The organism is Rhodovulum kholense (assembly GCF_003053725.1).
GTDB classification, from domain to species: Bacteria; Pseudomonadota; Alphaproteobacteria; order Rhodobacterales; family Rhodobacteraceae; genus Rhodovulum; species Rhodovulum kholense.
Map to the genome: position 1 here is coordinate 17,072 of NZ_QAYC01000026.1, position 18,988 is coordinate 36,059.

General features: G+C 58.6%; 17 protein-coding genes. 5 read left to right on the forward strand and 12 right to left on the reverse strand.

Features of this window, described 5'->3' with window-relative positions:
• The 7 genes from C8N38_RS21225 to C8N38_RS20035 all read right to left on the reverse strand — a co-directional run bounded on the left by C8N38_RS21225 (position 1) and on the right by C8N38_RS20035 (position 8,226).
• The gene (locus C8N38_RS21225) at positions 1-963 is read right to left on the reverse strand and encodes a hypothetical protein (protein ID WP_146176327.1); all 963 of its coding nucleotides are present in this window, start codon (positions 961-963) and stop codon (positions 1-3) included.
• 537 nt (positions 964-1,500) lie between these two features.
• A complete protein-coding gene (locus C8N38_RS20010) occupies positions 1,501-2,040 on the reverse strand; it encodes an AAA family ATPase (RefSeq protein ID WP_108028888.1) in 540 nt (179 codons plus the stop codon).
• Between the two features lie 330 nt (positions 2,041-2,370).
• Complete coding sequence (locus C8N38_RS20015) at positions 2,371-4,164, reverse strand: TniQ family protein (protein WP_108028889.1); 1,794 nt, start codon at positions 4,162-4,164, stop codon at positions 2,371-2,373.
• Positions 4,161-5,114 carry an ATP-binding protein gene (locus C8N38_RS20020; protein WP_158272399.1) on the reverse strand — a complete coding sequence of 318 codons (954 nt, stop codon included), beginning with the start codon at positions 5,112-5,114 and terminating at the stop codon, positions 4,161-4,163. Before C8N38_RS20020 ends, C8N38_RS20015 begins: the two co-directional genes overlap by 4 nt.
• Positions 5,104-7,254 carry a DDE-type integrase/transposase/recombinase gene (locus C8N38_RS20025; RefSeq protein WP_108028891.1) on the reverse strand — a complete coding sequence of 717 codons (2,151 nt, stop codon included), beginning with the start codon at positions 7,252-7,254 and terminating at the stop codon, positions 5,104-5,106. Before C8N38_RS20025 ends, C8N38_RS20020 begins: the two co-directional genes overlap by 11 nt.
• Positions 7,251-7,751, reverse strand: coding sequence for a hypothetical protein (locus C8N38_RS20030; protein WP_245895825.1), 501 nt, complete (start codon positions 7,749-7,751; stop codon positions 7,251-7,253). The genes C8N38_RS20025 and C8N38_RS20030 overlap by 4 nt, the downstream gene beginning before the upstream one ends.
• A gap of 229 nt (positions 7,752-7,980) precedes the next feature.
• Positions 7,981-8,226, reverse strand: a complete 246-nt coding sequence (locus C8N38_RS20035) for a helix-turn-helix domain-containing protein (RefSeq protein ID WP_234207757.1) — start codon at positions 8,224-8,226, stop codon at positions 7,981-7,983.
• A 168-nt stretch (positions 8,227-8,394) separates the two neighbouring features.
• Between C8N38_RS20035 and C8N38_RS20040 the strand changes: the two genes are divergently transcribed.
• Positions 8,395-9,018 (forward strand): hypothetical protein, encoded by a 624-nt coding sequence (locus C8N38_RS20040; RefSeq protein ID WP_108028894.1) that lies wholly within the window; start codon positions 8,395-8,397, stop codon positions 9,016-9,018.
• 400 nt (positions 9,019-9,418) lie between these two features.
• On the opposite strand, the gene C8N38_RS20045 is transcribed toward C8N38_RS20040, so the two are convergent.
• Entirely contained in the window at positions 9,419-10,486 is a 1,068-nt protein-coding gene (locus C8N38_RS20045) for an IS110 family RNA-guided transposase (protein ID WP_108028895.1), read from the reverse strand.
• A gap of 680 nt (positions 10,487-11,166) precedes the next feature.
• Between C8N38_RS20045 and C8N38_RS20050 the strand changes: the two genes are divergently transcribed.
• The 4 genes from C8N38_RS20050 to C8N38_RS20065 all read left to right on the forward strand — a co-directional run bounded on the left by C8N38_RS20050 (position 11,167) and on the right by C8N38_RS20065 (position 15,212).
• Positions 11,167-11,472, forward strand: a complete 306-nt coding sequence (locus C8N38_RS20050) for a helix-turn-helix transcriptional regulator (RefSeq protein ID WP_108028896.1) — start codon at positions 11,167-11,169, stop codon at positions 11,470-11,472.
• Positions 11,453-12,394, forward strand: a complete 942-nt coding sequence (locus tag C8N38_RS20055) for a reverse transcriptase family protein (protein ID WP_108028897.1) — start codon at positions 11,453-11,455, stop codon at positions 12,392-12,394. The genes C8N38_RS20050 and C8N38_RS20055 overlap by 20 nt, the downstream gene beginning before the upstream one ends.
• Positions 12,395-12,538: 144 nt before the next feature.
• A complete protein-coding gene (locus tag C8N38_RS20060; RefSeq protein ID WP_108028898.1) occupies positions 12,539-13,507 on the forward strand; it encodes a DUF4365 domain-containing protein in 969 nt (322 codons plus the stop codon).
• 265 nt (positions 13,508-13,772) lie between these two features.
• Positions 13,773-15,212: an IS1182 family transposase gene (locus C8N38_RS20065; RefSeq protein ID WP_108028899.1), complete on the forward strand. Its 1,440-nt coding sequence runs from the start codon at positions 13,773-13,775 to the stop codon at positions 15,210-15,212.
• A gap of 368 nt (positions 15,213-15,580) precedes the next feature.
• Here C8N38_RS20065 and C8N38_RS20070 read toward each other — a convergent pair whose 3' ends face one another.
• The 4 genes from C8N38_RS20070 to C8N38_RS20075 all read right to left on the reverse strand — a co-directional run.
• Positions 15,581-16,639, reverse strand: a complete 1,059-nt coding sequence (locus C8N38_RS20070; RefSeq protein WP_108028900.1) for a DUF2169 family type VI secretion system accessory protein — start codon at positions 16,637-16,639, stop codon at positions 15,581-15,583.
• A 43-nt stretch (positions 16,640-16,682) separates the two neighbouring features.
• On the reverse strand, positions 16,683-17,723 hold the full coding sequence (locus C8N38_RS21230; protein WP_146176328.1) for a hypothetical protein: 1,041 nt from the start codon (positions 17,721-17,723) through the stop codon (positions 16,683-16,685).
• A gap of 11 nt (positions 17,724-17,734) precedes the next feature.
• On the reverse strand, positions 17,735-18,670 hold the full coding sequence (locus C8N38_RS21235) for a hypothetical protein (RefSeq protein WP_146176329.1): 936 nt from the start codon (positions 18,668-18,670) through the stop codon (positions 17,735-17,737).
• A partial coding sequence (locus tag C8N38_RS20075; protein WP_146176330.1) for a PAAR-like domain-containing protein occupies positions 18,667-18,988 on the reverse strand: 322 nt, incomplete at its 5' end. The genes C8N38_RS21235 and C8N38_RS20075, both read right to left, overlap by 4 nt.

The following is an 18,988-nucleotide window of genomic DNA, read 5'->3' on the forward strand; positions in this document are numbered from 1 at the left end:
TTAGACACCAAATATATGAGCGGAGCGACAGTCTTCGTCGGTCAGCGTTCTCTCCAGGAGGTTCGCATGTTTCCATTCCGCTTGGTTCAATTCCAACCTTCGGTGGGTGCGTGGGGGCCGGTCGTATAGGCTCGAAAGATCAATCGTGGAAACGAGAAGGAAGCAGTCGGTCGTCGCCGAGAACACCGATGACTTACGTGAAAGAAGGTTGGCAACTTGATAAAAATGCAGCTTCTCGTGACGGGTTAGCTTCCCAGTTTCAAGTCTTGCGCGCCTACCTTCGGCAATGACGGGAAATGCGGCGCGAATACTGCTTGAGGTTGCGCCAGTCCCATCAGTTTCGAAAAGGTCGAGATCAAACTCATCAAGGAATTTTCTGAGCAAAATTGAACTTCTCCCAGAAATCCGCTCAAAATGAGTGTGAACACCAACATTGAATGAGTAAATCTCCTCGCGCCATCTGAGGGCTACGGCGGTAACGACTGGGACGTGGTCCTGTTTGATCTCGCTTTGGTAGTCGTAGATACCCAGCTCAAGAAGCCGCGTGGGCTCGTCCCACCCTAGATGCTGACGTGATCGATCAACAGCGTTTCTAGGAACAGTTAGAATACGATGTGGATGCTCTGGTTTTTCTCTCGGCGCGCGATCCTTCAACCATCTGACTTCGCCAAAGATTGTTGGTTTTCCGACCAAATTTCGCAGAAAGTAAGTGCCAATACCTGTGCGAATAAATCTCGACCGCGCCCGGTTTTTAGAAATGTCCTCTGCGATTCGCGCCTGAAGTGTCTTAACAACTGTTTCATAGCTCTGATACGGAAGCAGCTGAAATTCATTTGCGATGTCAATAATCTGACTTCCGGTGAGAGGTATCCCCCGGGCTGAGATCATGCGTTCGGCAAGAGCCAGATATTTACTTCCTTCCATGGATACTCCACGGTCCTTTCCTAAGGCGGCATTTTGCATAGCCAGTCACCGGAGGGCAAGCGAGAGTTGTTACTGTGGTTTTGCCGCTTACCCTTTGTTGGCGGCGTAGCTTTGGGGGCAGGCAACGAAGTTGAAGCCAAGGCAAATAGCTGCAAGTGCGTTCCCGCAGAAACGAGGTGTATCCGCGAAGGAACCGGCACGATGAAAGAGCAACTTGCAACCGTTTTCGGCAAGATGGGGCTGACGCGCGCCTCTCGTTGGGACATGCTCAAGTGACCGCTTCGGAGGCCCGCATCGAGACGGTCGTCTGGCCGCTTCGGGCCGGGCGTTGCGGTGCCCGGCGGGGGGGCCTGACCGTCAGCTTAGGGCCGTCTGCGTCGCGGGATGAGAGCTGTTCCATGGGGCAAGCGGAGGTCCGCTTCTGGGACTCGTCAATCGGGAACGGCAAGGGGCGACGAACGACCGCTATCGGCAGGGAACGCTCTGCGACCGTTAGCCAGAGGGAGTCACAGGAACCAGAGGAGCCGTGTGGATTGTCCGCTTCAGCAGTTCAGCCGCGGCATCTGGAGGTGACTGTTAGATAGCGAGCTGTTTGCAAACAAAGTCAGCGCGCCTTGCGATATCCGTGCGCGGCAACTCGATGATCTCGTAGCCGAGCGCGACGTAGGTCTCGAACATAGCGGCACAGGTCGCTTCGGCCTCTGTCTGGCTCTGCTTCCGCTCGGTATCCTGCGTGAAGATCTCGTCCCAGAATGGCGCCAGGAATACGCGACGGTTGTAGCGGGCTGCCTTGGCCGCTGTGGCGATGTGGGGCGCCACCGGAAGCCCGCAAAGTTTCAGATAGCCAAGGACATCCGGAATGCCGCGATCGAAGATCACAGGGCCTGAGAGCTTCTGTGCGGCGCTGAAGGCGTGCAGATCCCGCTCCAACATCCGTTCGGCATAGGCCGCGCGATCCGCCCAGGGGAGGGCATCTCCGCCGCTCTGCATTTCCTCGCGAATGATCGCGCGGCCGGATTCGGGGATTGTGTGAAAGCCGCGGCGGGCAAGCTCGGTGATCAGGCTGGTCTTGCCCGCACCGGGGCCGCCCGTCAGGACGAAGAAAGGGGCGCTCATGGGCCATCCTCGGGTTTGACAGGGGGAAGGGCTGCGACGGGATCAACACAACATGGGCGTGGATCGAGGCAGCATGGATTTTCGTAGGGAAAACAACACCGATCTGCGCGGCAGAGGCAAATCCTCTGACAAGAAAGGCAGAACTATCTGGTGCTTTTCAAAAGCTGGCAATTTTCACAAAGTTCTGCCTCTGAGCGCCAAAATTTCCCTTTGATATCAGTGTCTCAAAATCTTGATGCTGAACTGAACCTGCCTTTTTCGTCAAATAGGTTTGCCTCTGGCCGCACATGGAAAAGCCGGCGCAGTGGCCGGCTTCCTTTGAGTGATTTTTCAGAGAACGTCGCTTCGCCTGAAAATCATGTTGGCGCGCGGCCCAAGAGGTAGAGGCTTCGCCCCGCGGTCGAGCTGGATCACGGCCTCGACGCCTGGCAGCCGCCTGTTTTGCGCCGCCAGCTCGACCACCGAGATGTGGCCCTTCGCAAACTGCTCCATCGACTTTGCGCAGACGTACCGTCGCATGCGCCCGCTCTTCATCTCCTCTATGTTGCAAGACTTCAGAACGTCCGTGTCCATCAGGCTGCGGATCGTCCGGATATTGATGCCAAGGATCTGCGCCGCTCGGGTCGGACGAATGGTTCCTTGGTGATCCGTGGCAATGACTTCGCGCAGTAGGGAGAGCGAGAGGAGGAAATCCGGGAGGCGTGCGGTGGCCGGGTCTGGCGCACACAGCGGAAGGCGGTTTCTAAGGATGATTTCGACGACGCGCTCGGTCGGTATCCGAACACGATGCGATGCCGTCGCAATGTCGAGCAGGTCCTCCGCCTCGGAACGCTCAACTCGCGCCCGCAGCTTCCCGATGAACTCATCGAGATCGCGTGGGTGATACATCGGCGAAGCATTCTTTTCATCAAAGTACTTCTCGACCAGTCCGGGCTTCGTCAGTTTGGTCATCATGAAACGCTCGACGCCAAGGTACTTTCCTGCGTCGGTCGCGTTCAGAAGGGCGTCGAAATCGGTCGCGATGTCATTGATGATCGCCGTGGGGACATAGCCGGTCAGCACGAAACCCTGGCCAGCCGCTTTCCTCTCAGCGAGCCCCATCGAGGCCAGGCGGCGCGCCAGCTTCCAGCCAGACATGCCATAGCGCGAGCGCGCTGTCGAAAGGGAATGCACATATTGTTCGGGGCAAGGCTGACCCAGAACGATGGAACCCTCGGAGATCGGGAAGTTGCGGAAAATGAACTCTCGCACCAGATCGCGGATCACATTGAACTGCGGGTCGTCGTCACGGTGGCGCAGCCATTCGAAAAACACGCGATAGCGGGTCCGGTATAGGGTATTGTCGACCGGATGCGCCTGCTGAATATCCTTCAATTTCTGCCGGAAGGCATCTGGTCCGCGACGCAGGACGCTGAAACCGGCAGTCCCTGCGGCCGCCCATTGCGCTGGTGTGGCTGTTTCCCGCCGGGCTTTCGGGCCAAGAGTCAACAAGAGCCCGAAGCCCTCGCACGTCTGCGCCGCAACATGGAAGGGCAAACGGTCGAGCCACGTGTTTCCGGGACCTTTCTCGATCCTGTTTCTCAGGTAGTGCTCGAACAAAAGGTCCTGGTCATTCGCGATTTGAGGTTCCGGGGGTGAAAAGCCAGAGGTCAGTCTGGTGACGTCGAACCGCTCTCGTGTCCCAGACGACGTGGGCAACGGCACGAGGTAACAGCCGTGCAAGCCGCAGGTGCGGATTGAGGTCAGCTGCCACAGCCCGAAATGCCCTGCATCGCTTTGGTTTGAAGCGTCTTGCAGGCATTGCGGGCAGCCTTTGAGTGCGGTTCGGCTAAAGGCCGTGAACTTGATCTCCTCCTGGCCCAGCCGGAACCAGCCTGGAGAGGCAAGCGCCGGTGTGTTGCGATGCAGTTCCGCCTGTTCGACACCGGCAAGTGCGGCCAACCGCGCGCAATCCTCTTGGTCGCCATTGGTCAGGTTCAGATAGTCGATCCCGAAGTCGGACAGGAACATAGCCATGCTTGACACGCCGTTGCGACGTGCCAATCGGGATGCGAGAGATGTTGCGGATTCGCCGTGGTGGTATTTCACGTTCAAGGGCAACGGCTTAACTGTCGAAAACATCATGTGCGGTTCTCCCGGGAAAACACCTGACGGGCGTCTATGCGCATGAAATCCGGCACGAAAAACGGGTTGAACTCGGCATCGCAGGATGTCCGGCGATGATAGGCCCGGATGAAATTTTGCCGGTTCAGTGTCTCCTGCCCCTGCAGGTAGGCGTCCTCGATGGCGTCCAGGATCAGGACGATGGCGATGCCGAACTGGTTTGCCGCAGCGTGGACCACGCGTTCGCCATGGGACAATTCCAGCACGTCATCCTCTGGTTCGAGGTTCGCCCGTTCGCAGTAGCTTTCCAGCAGGTCGAGGATATCATCGCCATATGCCGCAGGAGACAGGCTCTCGAACCGGACGGTCTTCATGCGGCGGGCAAGCTGATGGTCGTGGTTGAGGATGTCTTCCAGCTCATTTGTGCCCGACAGAATGATCCCGACCGGCCATTCCGGGTCCGTCATCAAAGTCTTCAGCATGGATGTCACTGAATCGAGCTCGTGCTTGGTGCCCCGCGACGCGAGGTCCTGCGCCTCGTCCAAATGTACGAAGAGCACGCGTCGCTCCTTGAGATGATGTTGAACCAGGTCCCAGATATACCAGGCGTGGCGATCGGCCCCGATGGGGTAGCCGAGCGCCCGAAGGAGCACCTGTCCGACGAATTTCAGCGTTGCGGGTGATGGCACCCGCAAGCTGACGATGGTTGAACCTCCGTAGCCCTGATCGGCCAGCCTCTGGCCTTCCTGGGCAAGCAGATGGGTGATTGCCGCGCTTTTTCCGGCCCCTGAATGGCCAGACAAAGCCAGCCCTTGCGCCTCGCTGATACGTCCGGTCTGAATGTCCACCAGACGCTTTTCAGCAAGTATGGAGAATCCTTCCGCCAGCGGGACGAAACGCTCATGGTGGACGAAATGCCCCTTCAGCTCAGCGATCCGCCGGGCTGCCTCGGTGACAAGTTCATGCTTCATCATCAAACCTCCAGCACTTGCGGTTTTCGCGTCTCACACGATGCTCAGCGGTGGGGCCCTTATCGTTTCCGTCAGGCTTCTCCGACTTGTCCTTGTCGCGCGGCGGGGTGATGGAGATCGCGTCATTGAGCAGATCGCTGCTCGGCGGGACGCGTCCCAACCGCTGTGCGTCAGAGCGGAGCGGATAGCGCAGTGCCGCATCTGCGCGCCCAACCTCTACGTCGGTCACATGGAACGGCGTCAGGGCACGCAACGCGAACGCGCGACGGTTCGCCTCGGAAACCCGCTCGATGGCGCGTTGGACCATGGGCGCATCCAGCTTTGCGGCACTGGCGTGTGCATGCCGAACAGCCCTGACGCCCTCTCGCAGCTCTTCGAAGCTCACGCCCTCGAAGCCGGGCTGATTGGCGAGCGCGGGATACCAGGTTGCGCCGACCTTGACCGCGATCCACCCGATATCCTGCAAATCAGCCCTGATTTCCACCTCTCGGGTGGGAGAGTGCAGATAGGCCTCGCGAAGTGCTTCGCAGCTGTAGCTGAGTCCCGAGAACAGAACGCCCCCGTCATTGAGCTTCCGTGTGATCGGCCGGCCGAATGCCTTTCGGAGGGTCAGGCCATCTGGAACCGGAGGCGTCCCGTGTTCGGAAACCAGCCGCTTCCATGCTGCATTCGGGGTCTCCCCGTTCAATGATCCGTGTGGTTGGTTGTGATAGATATCAACGACATAGGTCAGTAGAACCTTGATCAGATCGTCGTCGCACAGGCAGGCGAGCATCTCGGAGGGATAGTCGCCGCGATCCACGGTGTCGAAGAAGGTCCGGCCCGCCAGGAGCGGCATGAGTTGATGCCCGAGCGTGCGGAAGAAGGACTCGATGTGCCCCCGCATCCAAGGAATCCCAGCCGGCGGCAGGTGAGATGTGATCCCAAGCGACGCTACCGTGGCCTGAAACGCATCCGAGACAAAGGCAGACCCCATGTCGGTCACGAGGGTTCCGATCCCGCCATGGTGATGCCATGTACTTTCGCATTCGGCCGCCTGAGCCAGCGGGGTCTTGTCCTCGAAAATCTGCCGCAGCGCGCGGATCGCATCATCCGAGTTCGGATTGTCGGCCAGTCGCATCGAAACGACACATTTCGTGGCACAATCGATCGCGATGTAGAGCCAGCGCCGTCCCATCTCGAAATTTTTCTGGCGCTCCTGCGGCAGGTGATCCCAGATGCCTGTCAGCGTCAGCAACGAGATGACGTCGAGCCTGTTCTCGTCCATCTCGACCCGCTCCATGGGGCGCGCGACGTCAGGACCGTTACTGCTCATGGCAAAATGTCTGGCAGCAGCTGCGGCACCATTCCGTTTGGCGTAGAGGTAAAACGGATCAGCCATGCCCAGACGACGTCGAATACTTGCAGCCGACGGAACGACCATCGCAGGCGCTCCCGCTTTGGCTCGTTTGCGGTTTTCCTCTTCGAAAAGGGCTTGGGTTTGCTTGATCGCCTGGACCTTGGTGGGGCGCTGCGTGTCGGCGTAGATTTCGATGACCTGATTCATCAGGGCTTCGGATCGCGGGCACCAAATCCGCGTTCGGTTCCCGGAGCGATGGGTTTCCGGGATGAGCGCAAGTGGTGAACCACTCGCAGATTGATAGGCGCGAACCCACTGAAATGCGGTTCGACTGCCCGGAAGGTTCCGAACCGTTATGTCCTTGCCGGGCCTTGCCTTCCTGGGAGCTGCAGCACCTTCCCCGACGAGCCGCTGCGTTTCTGCTGCCAGTCGAGGGCGCGCACGGTCATAGCTTTCCCGCGTGCGCTTGATGTCACCCTTGGCTTCGAGAGCCAGGAAAGCATCGCAGACCGCTTTTCGCCAAATCACCAGTCTGCCGATCTGCTCCGGCAATTCACTGATAACTTCGACTGGCTTGTTTAGCCGCATCTCCTGCGTAGCCCGGTCGAAGTAGCCGGCAAAATACGTTGTGTCCGGCCGACGCATCATCTCCACGAGCTCATGGTGGGAAAAGGACTCCGTGATCCCCGGCTGACCAACGCGCTCGAAGGTGCCTCCGATGTCATTGATCTCAATGGGACGCATTGCGACGCCCGCCGTGGTGATCATGTCAGATTTCGAGAAGCGGAAGCGCAGGGTCATGCCGTCACCTCCGCCAGCGAGGGGCGCGACCAGGCGAGTGTGCGGGCCGCTTCGGCGGCCGCGACCCTGTCAATGTGCTGGTCCGTGACGAGCAGCACGCGGTCCGCAAGGGATTTGGAGGCCGCTGCCGAAACGGCTTCGAGCTCCGAGGCGAAGTTCAGCTTCATGACCCGCTGCATGGGTTTGATGGCCACCGCGATGCGCTCGCCATCCGTCTTCGTGATCAGGAAATCGAAGATGTGCCGCGCAGGCCGACCGTCGCTGCCGACATAGGAGATCGCCGGCGGCTGCTCCTGGATGAGGTGCACGTCGTCTCGCACCAGCATCAGGCAGAGGAAGGCGTATTCGAGCGCACTCTCGAAGTGGATAAGGCGTGGGCGCCGGAAGCCAGGTAACATGGCAACCATTGAGCCTCTCAAGCTTCCCTTGGAGCGGCGCGCAGGAACACGGGTCGCGTGGCTCGGCTCCGGCCCGCGGTAGATCAGATTCTTCTTCATGATGATTGGAGCGCACCTCACCTGGGCGCCGATCCATCTGGGTCGGAGCAGGTGCGGGGCAGCATCCCCCTATGTTTGAGATGAGTTTGACTACTCTGCCGAGAGACGCCCCGGCAGGTTGACTTTTCGTGGGACTCAGGGGATGAATAAGGGGTCGGGTTGAAACGACACGCTATTCAAGCGCAGAACCTTGCCACGCCAATGGCAGGGTTTTTGCTTTTTCCCAAGGTCAGGTTTTTCTTGCCGCGCTGCTCTCCTCTGCTGGGTATCGGTCGGGGAAAAGCTCGGCCGGTGTCGTGCCGACTGCGTCGGCGAGAGCCTTTTCGATTTTCGAAGATCGACGCAGGCCCTGGCTCACCAGCGTGACTGTCGAGCGCAGTACCTCCAGCTCGCGTGCGACTGAGGCGATGGACTTGCCACGCAACCGCAGCTCCATCTTCAGGCGTTCATGAGCGGGGTTCACGGTGTGGGGCATTGACACTGTAACCATGGTTGCCGGGGCTTCGTGGGGCAGAGGGAATCAGCTATCAACGAGTCAGTCAAGGAGAACTGTTTAATATCAGTTGGTTATAATTTCAGCTGGAATTCCCCGCGCACCGGCGCGAAGAATTTCACCGGAGTTTTTGGACAGGAAGGATCCTAAATGGCGGTCCCTAGAGATTACCTGGCGGTGTCTGGTGATTGCATCATCATCGTCTCCGGTGAGCGAGGAGAACGTGTTCATCACGCCGAGCTCCTCGAGATGATGATGCGCAGCCGATCTTTGGCAGAGGTGCGGCGACGTTTCCATGGAAGCCGGTCCAACCTGCTCAAGACGTTGGCTCATTTCGGATATGACTTCGACATGCTGCTCCGTGAGCAGTTTCAGGAGGGACATCGGGATGCCCAACTCGCGAGGCTCCACCGGGTCGATCAGAAATGGATCGCCGAGAAGCGCCGGGCATTGGGGTTTGCAAGTCGCAAAGGTCGTCCGCGCGTCGAGCGCTCGGCAGAGGACGTCGCACAGGCCCTTCATGCAGCCGGAAGCTTTGTCGGCGCTGCAGATCTGCTGAGTATCAACCGTAAGACTTTCAAGAGGCTGCACGACGAAGCGCTTGATTGTGGGTTCGACATGGGATCCGACCGTCCAAGACCCGCGGTCGAACTGACGGACGCCGAAGGCCTTGTGCGCGCGCGAAGTGCAGCTGATCGCGTGGGCACGAAAACCGGCTATTCGTCTCATGAGATGAAGACGTTTTTTGATGATGGGTGGGAGGACTCCAGTTGAGGCGCGCCACGGACACTTCGAATGACGATGCTTGGGTGATCACGACCTGCCGGAAGGGCGGGAGCCGACATTCGGCCCCGTTCCCAGACATCGGCCGAACTTCCCAGAACCGGACCTTCACCGCACGGAGGAATCGAGCCAGCAGGATCTCGGCAGTCTGGGCGGGATGTATGTGCCGACTGCTGTTCGCAAGAGCTTTTGGCGTGGCTGCAGATATCGCTGATATGTATCCGGTCTATGTGTCGGCTCGCGGGCCGTGACCTTGTTGGATATACGCACGCACATCGATCTCATTAGCGGACAGGCTGACGCGGAGCCAATTCCGCCCTCAGATTCTGGGTGCGTAATTTATCCGTCCCATGCTGTTCTCCCTCGCGAACCTCTGTGCAGTCGCCGGGCGTCAGAGCGCTTCTGCGACCGTATCCCTTCGGGCATCGAAGCCCCGGCCATGGCGCAGGACCGCCCATGCGATCCGGGTGAGCTTGTTGGCCAGTGCCACCGCCAACTTGTTGCGGTGCATGCGCAGATCGGCTTCGGCCAGCCATGCCCCGAAACTGAGCCCGGGCCAGTTGTGCGGCCGCATCAGGATGATCTTCGCCGCCTGGATCAGCAGCGTTCGCAGATACCGGCTGCCACGCTTTGAGATTCTGCCGAGCGTCGTGCGCCCGCCGGTACTGTATTGCCTTGGAACCAACCCGACCCAGGCGGCCATGTCTCGACCGCTTTCAAAAGCCTCACCCTTTCCCACCGCCGCGACAAGGGCCGTCGAGATGATCGGCCCCACGCCGGGGATCGTTCTCAGGTCCCGGCAGTGAGCCTCGCTTTGGCCGATACCCTCGATCTCGTCCGAGACCGCCTCGATCCGGACGTCGAGCCGTATCCAGTCGTCATGAAGATCCAGGATGATGTGGCGCATCCTCGGGGAAATCTCGTCCTGACGCTCGTCCAGCACCGACAGCAGGGAATTCCGGACAGCGCGCAGCCCCTTGCGGATGGTGATACCCTGCTCGATCAGGAAGGCTCGGATCTGGTTGATGGTGGCGGTTCGCCGCGATACCAGACGCGACCGGACGCGATGCAGCGCCTGCAAGTCGAGCTGATCCTGGCTCTTCTCCGAAACGGTGCGCAGGTTCGGGCGCAACGCGGCCTCGGCGATTGCCTCGGCGTCGTTGTAGTCGTTCTTCTGGCCCTTGTTGAACGGCTTCACGTAGATCGCCGGGATGATCCGGGGCTCGAAGCCCATTCTCCGCAAGGTCCGGCTGACGAAATGCGCGCTGAGACAGGCCTCCATGCCAACGATGCAAGGCGGGAGCGTCTGGAAGGTCGCCACGAGGGCCAGGCGCTTGATCTTCTGTCGCAGCACGAGGCTGCCGTCGGAACTGAACCCGACGAGGTGAAAGACGTCCTTGCCGATGTCCATCCCGATGACGGCGACAGCAGAAAAATCTTGTCTGGTCTTGGCACTCATGATCGCTTCTCCTATGGGGCGGTGAACCCCTGAAGGCTATCACCGCCGGTGAAGCAGTCGGCACATTCCATTAGCGGTCGTTCGCTGCGTTCTGGTTCAATGTCTCCTATGGAAAAAACCACCTATTCGACCAGGTCAGAAAAAGTTCGCTCGCAGAGAACTTTTTTCCTTGAAAGCTGACGATGCCATTCCCATATCCCTTTCGTGTAACAACGGAAGAAGTTCCTCATACCCAGCTTGGACTCGTTCAAGCGCGGAGGGGTTTTCCCCTCTACCACTTCTACCGCACACGGCCCGGAGGCCCCCGAGGGGGACGAGAGGACGGCGGCGGGCGAAGCAGACGCGATAGCAAGGACAGCTATCGCGTCTAGGCAAAGGGTTTAGTCGTCGGTTTCCGTTTTCTGTTGGGTGAGGACCCTTGGTTAGTGGCATCCGCTGTGGATGTTGCGCCGGGGCCAACAGAAAGGAGGAGCAATATGGCTCTCTCTGAAGATACACACCGACGGCGGCGGCGACGTCGGTTTTGGAGGAAACTCCGGAACCCTCGCACCGTGATGGTCATCCTTAGGGTGGCTATCTTCATCTACCGGCTTATCCGGTGTTTGATGGCGATTTTCGGATCGCCCGGCTAATCGCCGCCCGCCTAATGTCTAGGCGGGAAAGGCAAACGGGATGAAACGATGATACATGAAGCACTAAGGTTGATCCGAGTGTTCCATGACTTGAAACAGGTCGAACTGGCGGAAAAACTCGGCGTCTCGAAGTCCCATATTTCGGAGATCGAAAAGGGTAGAAAATCCCCCTCGCTCGATCTGATCCAGAGGTATGCGACAGAGTTCAAAATTCCGGTTTCTTCTATCATGTTCTTTGCGGAAGAGCTGCCGAACGCCAGGTCTGGCGACAAAATCCGTTCAAAAATTGCAGGCAAGGTCATCGACATTCTGCGTTTCGTTGAAAGGAAAGCAGATGCCGAAGACGCAGCCTGAAGAGGGTTGCCAACTCAAGGATAGCCCGTTTTTCCGTCTCAGAAGCCGGAAGCAACTGGCCAAGCTTCTCAGAGTGTCCGCCGATACTTTGGACGAGATCAGCCACCGCCATGACCTGTACGTCCGCCGCTGGAAGCACAAGAAGCTAAAGGATGATGAAAAAGGCGCGTGGCTGAAACACCCTCCAACGCCGGAACAGGCGGAGAACTACCGCCCTATCGACATTCCCGACCCGCAGCTTAAAGCGATGCAAGGCCGCATTGGTGATCTTCTGGGGCGAGTGAAAGCCCCAGAGTTTCTTTTCAGCCCGGTAAAAGGACGCTCATACGTCGAAAACGCAGCGCACCACAAAGAGGCCAAGGCGTTCTGGCTGCTGGACGTCGCGGACTACTTCCCAAGTTGTTCAGCCAACAACGTCGCCCGATTTTTCCATCGGGAGCTTGAATGCTCTCGGGATGTAACCGCCGTTTTGGTTCACGTCGCAACTCTGGGCGGATGCCTGCCCCAAGGCTCTCCTTGTAGCCCGATCCTAGCCTACTACAGCAACAGCCATATCTGGCTTGCCGTCGAGAAGCTGGTGAGGGCGAAAGGGTGTAAACTAAGCCTCTATGCAGACGATATAACGATTTCTGGCGATGTCGTGCCCAAGGCGCTGATCTGGGAGATCAAAAAGCTTATCTTTGGCAACGGGCTGCGGTTAAAGACGTCAAAGGAGGTCAGCCTGATAAACGCCCCGGCTGATATCACAGGGGTCATTGTAAAGGATGGCGCTACACACCTTCCCAACCGCCAACTGAAGCGGCTTGCCGAGCTGAAGCAGGAGCGCGCCAATACGACGAACCCAAAGCTCCAGCAGCGGATCGACAATCAAATCGCGGGGCGCCTTTCTCAGTGGAAGCAAGTTGAAAACCCGAAGACTTGAAGAACGCAAAGCCGACCTTTTTTGGCGCCGGTTGAATAACCGATAAGGGCCGTTGTTTGGGTTTGCGGAGCGATCGCGTTCTTTGCAATGACACCTCAGCAGATTAACGTAAATCAAACATCTACACTACGAAAGCCGAGGAACATGAGCACGATAAGAACCGGAGCTGCGGGAGTTGACCTAGTGTCTCATCGTGTCCGAGGGCAGCTCAAGAGCGATTGGCAAGATGTCGATGCAGAAAATGACGATGCCGTGGACGGTATTGTCCTTCTAAGGCATCGCGAGAAGTTTTCGGGCAGGATGCTCTTTGTGCAGGTAAAGAGCGGCCTTAGTTTCAAGAAAGAAAGCAAGAGCTTGGGCAAAGACTCAATCGGCGTCGCCATTGGTAGAGGCTACATCGAAAAACACAGGTCGAGATGGAACGCGCTGCCGGGACCTGTAATCCTAGCTTACGTTGAAGACCCCGGCAGCCATAAGTCACCAATTTATTGGCAAGATCTTAAATCAGATGCCTCATACTCAAAAGTTAACTCTGATTTAGTCGTAATTCCCAGGAGGAAGACGTTTGGAAGTGAGGCAAAGGGTGAGCTACGCAAGATGGCGGGATCAGTTCCCGACAGCCATCCCCTTCAGGAAATCGATATGCGATCAACGAGGTCGCTGCTTGCGACTCCTGGTTTTTCCTTGAGGCTCGCAAAAGAGTTCTATCGGGAGTGGTCAAGCTCAACAGACCGCTTTCATCCTGAACTGGGGGAAATCTCCGTGACGAACGCAGGCTGGCGGCACATAACCCGGCAAGGAAGAAGACCAGACAACATATTAAATTCACTTTTGCTTCTTGAGGCTGCTAGAAAAATGGTTTCACAGGGCGCGGATTGGCGCCAGCTTGGATCGGCCAAAATCAATGAACGAACTGAAACTCTTGATATTCTAGATACGTTATCATTAAGGGCGAAGATAGTCTTTCGCCAACGCGCCGCAGCACCTGTTCAAGTGATTCTGCAACGGGTTCGCTCTGTTTGCCGGAAAACAGGCTCGACTGCCACGAAGATCAAATTTCTTAGCGTCCACGAGCTGCAGCGAGGAAACTCGAGGTATTATGGGGAAGTCTGATGAACCATGCGCCCAAGCGCTACTGAGACAACCCGAGGGATCTCACCCTTCATTTATGGCAGAAGGTGGCCGCAAACGCAGGTTCATCAAGTCATCCATATCTTAGCTTGCGCCGATATTCCACACGTATCCTACAGTTAATCGATGTCGGATTGTGGTCTGCTGCATTGCCGCGCGCTCAAGTTTCTCGAAGGGCAGGTTTGGGCCGAGGCTGTGTGGAAACGCTGTCTCGTGGTAAGCTTCCGCGAGTTGGCGGGAGACAGGGATGGTGGGTTTCATCGACGGCATCGACCGGGAACAGGTCACGCTTTTCCCTGATCGTCTCGAGGACTGGATCGGCGAGGATCACCTGGTCCGTGTCGTCGATCTCTTCGTCGAGGAGCTTGATCTTCCGGCGCTCGGCTTCGAGCGTTGTGTGCCCGCCCGAACCGGTCGCCCAGGCTACCATCCGGCTGTGCTGCTGAAGCTCTTCATTTACGGCGACCTGAACCGGATCCCGTCCAGCCGTCGCCTGGAACGCGAAGCGGGTCGCAATGTCGAGCTGATGTGGCTGACCGGTCGCCTGGCGCCAGACCACAAGACCATCGCCGATTTCCGGCGAGACAACGGATCGGCGATCCGCAGGACCTGCGCGCGGTTCGTGGAGCTGTGCCGGCGGATCGGGGTGCTGAAGGGCGATTGCGTGGCCATCGACGGCAGCAAGTTCAAGGCCGTGAACAACCGCGACAGGAACTTCACAAAGAACAAGATCGCCAGCCGCTTGGCCCATCTGGAGGCTGATGTCTCGCGGTATGTCGATGACATGGCCCGTATCGACCGCCAGGAAGAGGGGGAAGCCCGGGCTGACAAGGTCGCCCATCTTGCTCGCCGCTACGGTCGTATCCGGCAGGAGATTGCCCGGCTGAAGGCAATGGAGAAGGCCCTGACCGAGGCGCCCGACGGGCAGATCTCGCTGACGGATCCCGATGCCCGCGCCATGGCGACCAGCGCCCGGCACAGCGGCATGGTCGGCTACAACGTCCAGACCGCGGTCGATACCGGGACGCATCTGATCGTGGCACATGACGTGACCAATCAGGGCTTCGATCGCGACCAGCTGAGCCCGATGGCGGCCGCGGCCAGGGAGGTCCTTCAGCGCGACGACCTGCACGCCATAGCCGACAAGGGATACTTCAGCGGGTCTCAGATCCTGGCCTGCCATCAGGCGGGGATCACCACGACCGTGCCGCGCCCCGAGACATCGGGCAGCCGGGCCAGGGGCATGTATGTGAAGGCCGACTTCGCGTACGACCCGGCCCGCGATGCCTACGTCTGCCCGGCAGGCGAAGAGCTGACCTACCGTTACACGCGCGAGGAGGACGGGCTGCGGGTCGGCCGCTACTGGACCAATGAATGCCAGAGCTGTCCGGTCCGTCACCGCTGCACCAGCGGCAAGGAACGCCGGATCACCCGGTGGGACCATGAGCATCTGGTTGATGCGATGCGCAAAAGACTGGGTGGGGAGGCCGATCCGATGACCCTGCGCCGCTGCACGGTCGAACACCCATTCGGCACACTCAAGGCTTGGATGGGGCACACCCATTTCCTGACGCGGAGGCTGAAGAACGTCGGCACCGAAATGGCGCTGAATGTCCTTGCCTACAATATCAAGCGGGTGCTCGCATTGATGGGCATCCGGGGCCTGATGCGGGCCATTGCCGCCTGATCGGGGGCTGTCGCGCCTCAAGCGCAGACGCCACGCCTTGCCTGAAAGGGATAACCACGCCGCCACGCGCGCAAAGAGTGTCGGAGGCGGCTGAAAGCGAGCAGCGCGGCCAACCAGCAGCCGACAGCCCGCGCCGGCACGTTTCCACACAGCCTCGGCCGGACTCGACGGGAGATCGCCAGGACGCCGCGGCCGTCACGAATGGCCGCTTCCGTGATCGGCGCTCGGCGCGCCCTTGGGGTATCGAACGTCAGCTATCGGCAGCAAGCGGCAGGGAGCGCCCCTGGTCGGTGTGGGCGGGGAGCGGACTTTCGCTGCTCAACGCGCAAGCGTCTGCTTTCACCCTCAACAGTCAGGCATCTCTCTGATCACCCGGCGACGCGCAGGCCTTCCAGCGCCGCAGTCGGCAGGACCATGTCTGCGACCTCCGCGAGAGTTCCAAGTTCAAGGTCGATGCGCCAGAACTGCGGACAGATCGGTGCCCAGCATCGCCATGTCAGATCGAAACGCACCCCGTCTCTCAGGTCCAGATGCAGCCCGTCAAGGTGAAGTTTCGCCATGACTTCACGCCCATCAGCGAAGGTGAATTTGGCGAAAGGCGCTAGATCGGGCAGGACTAGATCAAGAGCAGCGCCTTCTGGCAAAAGACCATAGGCCTGAAGGTGATCGCCGGGATGGAGGTAGCCTTCTACCTGCAGGGCCTCGGGCGCCAGTTGGTAGAACCGATAGTCGAAATCCTTTGGCAAAAGCGGGTGCTGAGCCTCTTCCCACGCCTTGTCATAAGTGCCCGCATAGGCCTGACGCCCCTGCCACCAAGGGGCAACTGGCCCGAACCCCTGCGGTGCGGAAGCCTGCGTTGGATCGGTACTGATCGGGCAGTCCTCCGAATAGATCTGCGGGGCAGTTATCCTGAGCTTCTCGGAGGTGTAGTCGGGATGGATCATCCCCGCGCCGATTGGATTGCGCGGATCAACCGCGCCGTCGGGTTCACCGACCATGCGGCCTCCGGAGGCGAGGCGCCAGTCAAGCGGCACATCCTGAACCGGCTCATGGCTGCTACGCCGCCAGCCTTGGTCGTAATACCAATCCGAAAGGCCACAGGCACGCAGATGCGCCTCCGCCTTGCCGACCACGCGTAGGCCGGCGCGAAGTTCACTGGCGGGTTCGGGTGCCTGAATACGGCCCAAGACGGTGATGTCGGCGGCAGGTTTGAAAGGGATCAGATCGGAGGCGCGCAGCATGGGCGTCCGGTGCGGATCGCCCTCGAACTCATCCGCCAGAACCAGCTCCTGCTGGCCCGAGTAGAAGATCTGACCGTCCCGCATTTCAAACCGCGCGCGGGCGGCGACCACGGCCATTCGCGTGCCATCGGGTTTCCATTGCTCGAAGCCGATGGCAGCGAAGGGGGTATTATTGTCGTGGAGCATTGAACCTGGCCATCTGGTTGAAACCTCTTGGAAACAGCTTCTGTTAGCGATCTTGTAAGAAGTCCTGCATATCAAACTCGCGCTTCCGAAGAGCTGACGGCACTTCGATATCACTCCAAATACCCTGAGCAAGCACAAGAGGGTTCATCTTGCAATCGAAAAGCACGGTCGATCCGGCGCTCTCATACACAGAAAGGGGTAGTCTGGCAGTATGCTTTGCGATCCCAAGGCGAAGCGGCTCCACCGTGGCCCCATCAAAGACATACCAATGGCTATCGGTCCCTATTACGATACCTTGCGCGGCGGCGGCCGAACACAAGAGAGTTTGCCCCTTCAATCCCAAATTCTCACGGAACAATCCCGCCCTCGGCTTGCCCTTGAGGAAAAGGCCGTCCACACCTGTAATTCCGACCTCGCCCGAGCCGTAACTTGCCAACCCGCGGACGTTGGAGCAGTCAGGAATTGAGAGCTCTGAGACCACGAGATCTGCAGAGACATGATAAAGATGAGCCGTTGGTCCCGCTTGTTCTCGTGTGTCCCTATCTACACGAAGCGCGTCCAAGATGGCTTGCGGATTGGTATAGTCGACCTCGGCCGGCGAAATGGCTTCGATGACGTCGTCGCCAACAAGAAACACTCCGCCATCTCCATCTGCTAAAAGAGCCACAGCTTGGAATTTGGAATTTAGGGCAATCTTTGCCCATTCGGAAATGCCATCGACATTCGCGTAGAGTTGACCATTCTCGCCAGCAACCCATAGTTTTTCACCTGATGTGCACATGACGGTGCAGCGCCCTCTGCCATCAGCATCAGACGAGGAGACACCAGCCCCTTCAATTTTTGATCGCTCGATGGAAGACCCGATGCGGTATATATCTCCCTCGTCACTTAGCGCCATGAGATCAGCCCCAAAAAAGGTCAGTGCTACAATGGTTCGCTCGATATCAATGCGTTCCCAAGGCTGGCTCAGCGCAGGCCTATGGACCAAAACTGCTGAAAAAGGTGCATCATATTCGAGTTCGACCGCAGCGAGGGCAAAGTGGTCAGTGCTTTGCAACGCAGCCGCAGAAAAGTTCAATTCCATTTTCCTGTTCCTCAATAGCTGCCAGCGGCTAGCACTCTCTTTGCATCCGCGCTTGGAAGTGGAGATTCTCTGGTTCGCCCAGGAGCTGCAAGTCCCGGGCCGTTAGTCACTTGTTCCACGGTGCGCACTGCTGCGTATTCCTTGCATTCTGGCGAAATATCCGGAATTGCGTTGATCTCAGACAAACTGGCCATGGTGATTGCACCCATCGGCGCAGTGCCCGGAACCGGCGAAGCAGCACCTAGCGCATTGAGCTTTGGCCTTAGCCGTCCATGAATGCCCGTCGGGCCCGACCCATGCTGTGCCGGCGTCAAGCAAATACTCATTCCCTCTTTCAGTGTCGGCGCCCCGGGTATTCTCCCTTCAGGAGATGCAGTTGCGGCCCCAGTGGGGCGAGCGCCAAGCCTGTAAGCCATATCGGGCACGATGTGATGAGCTTCGCCAGCGCAAATATCCAAAATATCTTGATAGGGACCAACGATACAGTTTGCCGGCCTTTCTCTTTCTCGACTTGTAACCCGTACACCCCCTGTGGTGACCGCTGACTGAGCAATATTCAGCTGGCCTGCGGCTTGGGCCTGTTTGTAGGTGTCCTCGGCAACCTGATCGTAATCTTCTTCGGTGAGTGTGCCCCCGCCCGCCATATTTGCGGCATGCTGTTTCATAGCAAGGTTCTGGGCCAACCATCCCGAAGGCAGCCCCAACCTCTCTGTCACGGTATTCGCCCAAGCCATCTGGGATGGAGAAAGCGTATCAACGGGATTGGGCAATGTGCCATCACCCATGGTGGTGGGAGTCAACGCAAGACCTAAAGCGAGTACGATCGGGTTCGCTCTCAAGACCGACCCGATTGAAGGCAATCGGGCAATCCGGTTGGCGGCGGCCGTGGCAAGCTCGGCCGCCACTTCACCAGATGTCGGATAGGGGATACCGGCTGTGAGTGTCATGGCGGATCCACACCATCCCCGCTGGGAACGAAGATCTCCCAATCCGGAACGCTGACCACTTTGCTTTCTCTATCATTAAAGGTGAACACGGCGGGTGTGGGCCCCCAGGCCTCGGTGGATTTCACGTAGGTGAGCTTGCCGACGGTGTTGCGCTTGTTCATCCACCATTCATCGGTATGGCGCACCGCCCATTTGCCCTCGATCCGCACAGAACCCGAATGCTCCTTCGGCTCGCAGATCGCCCCCACCGTGCCCGACTTCACCCCCGTGCCGGTCCCCGGCTCGTCGCCCGTGCAGCAGGTCGTCATCGAGCCCGTG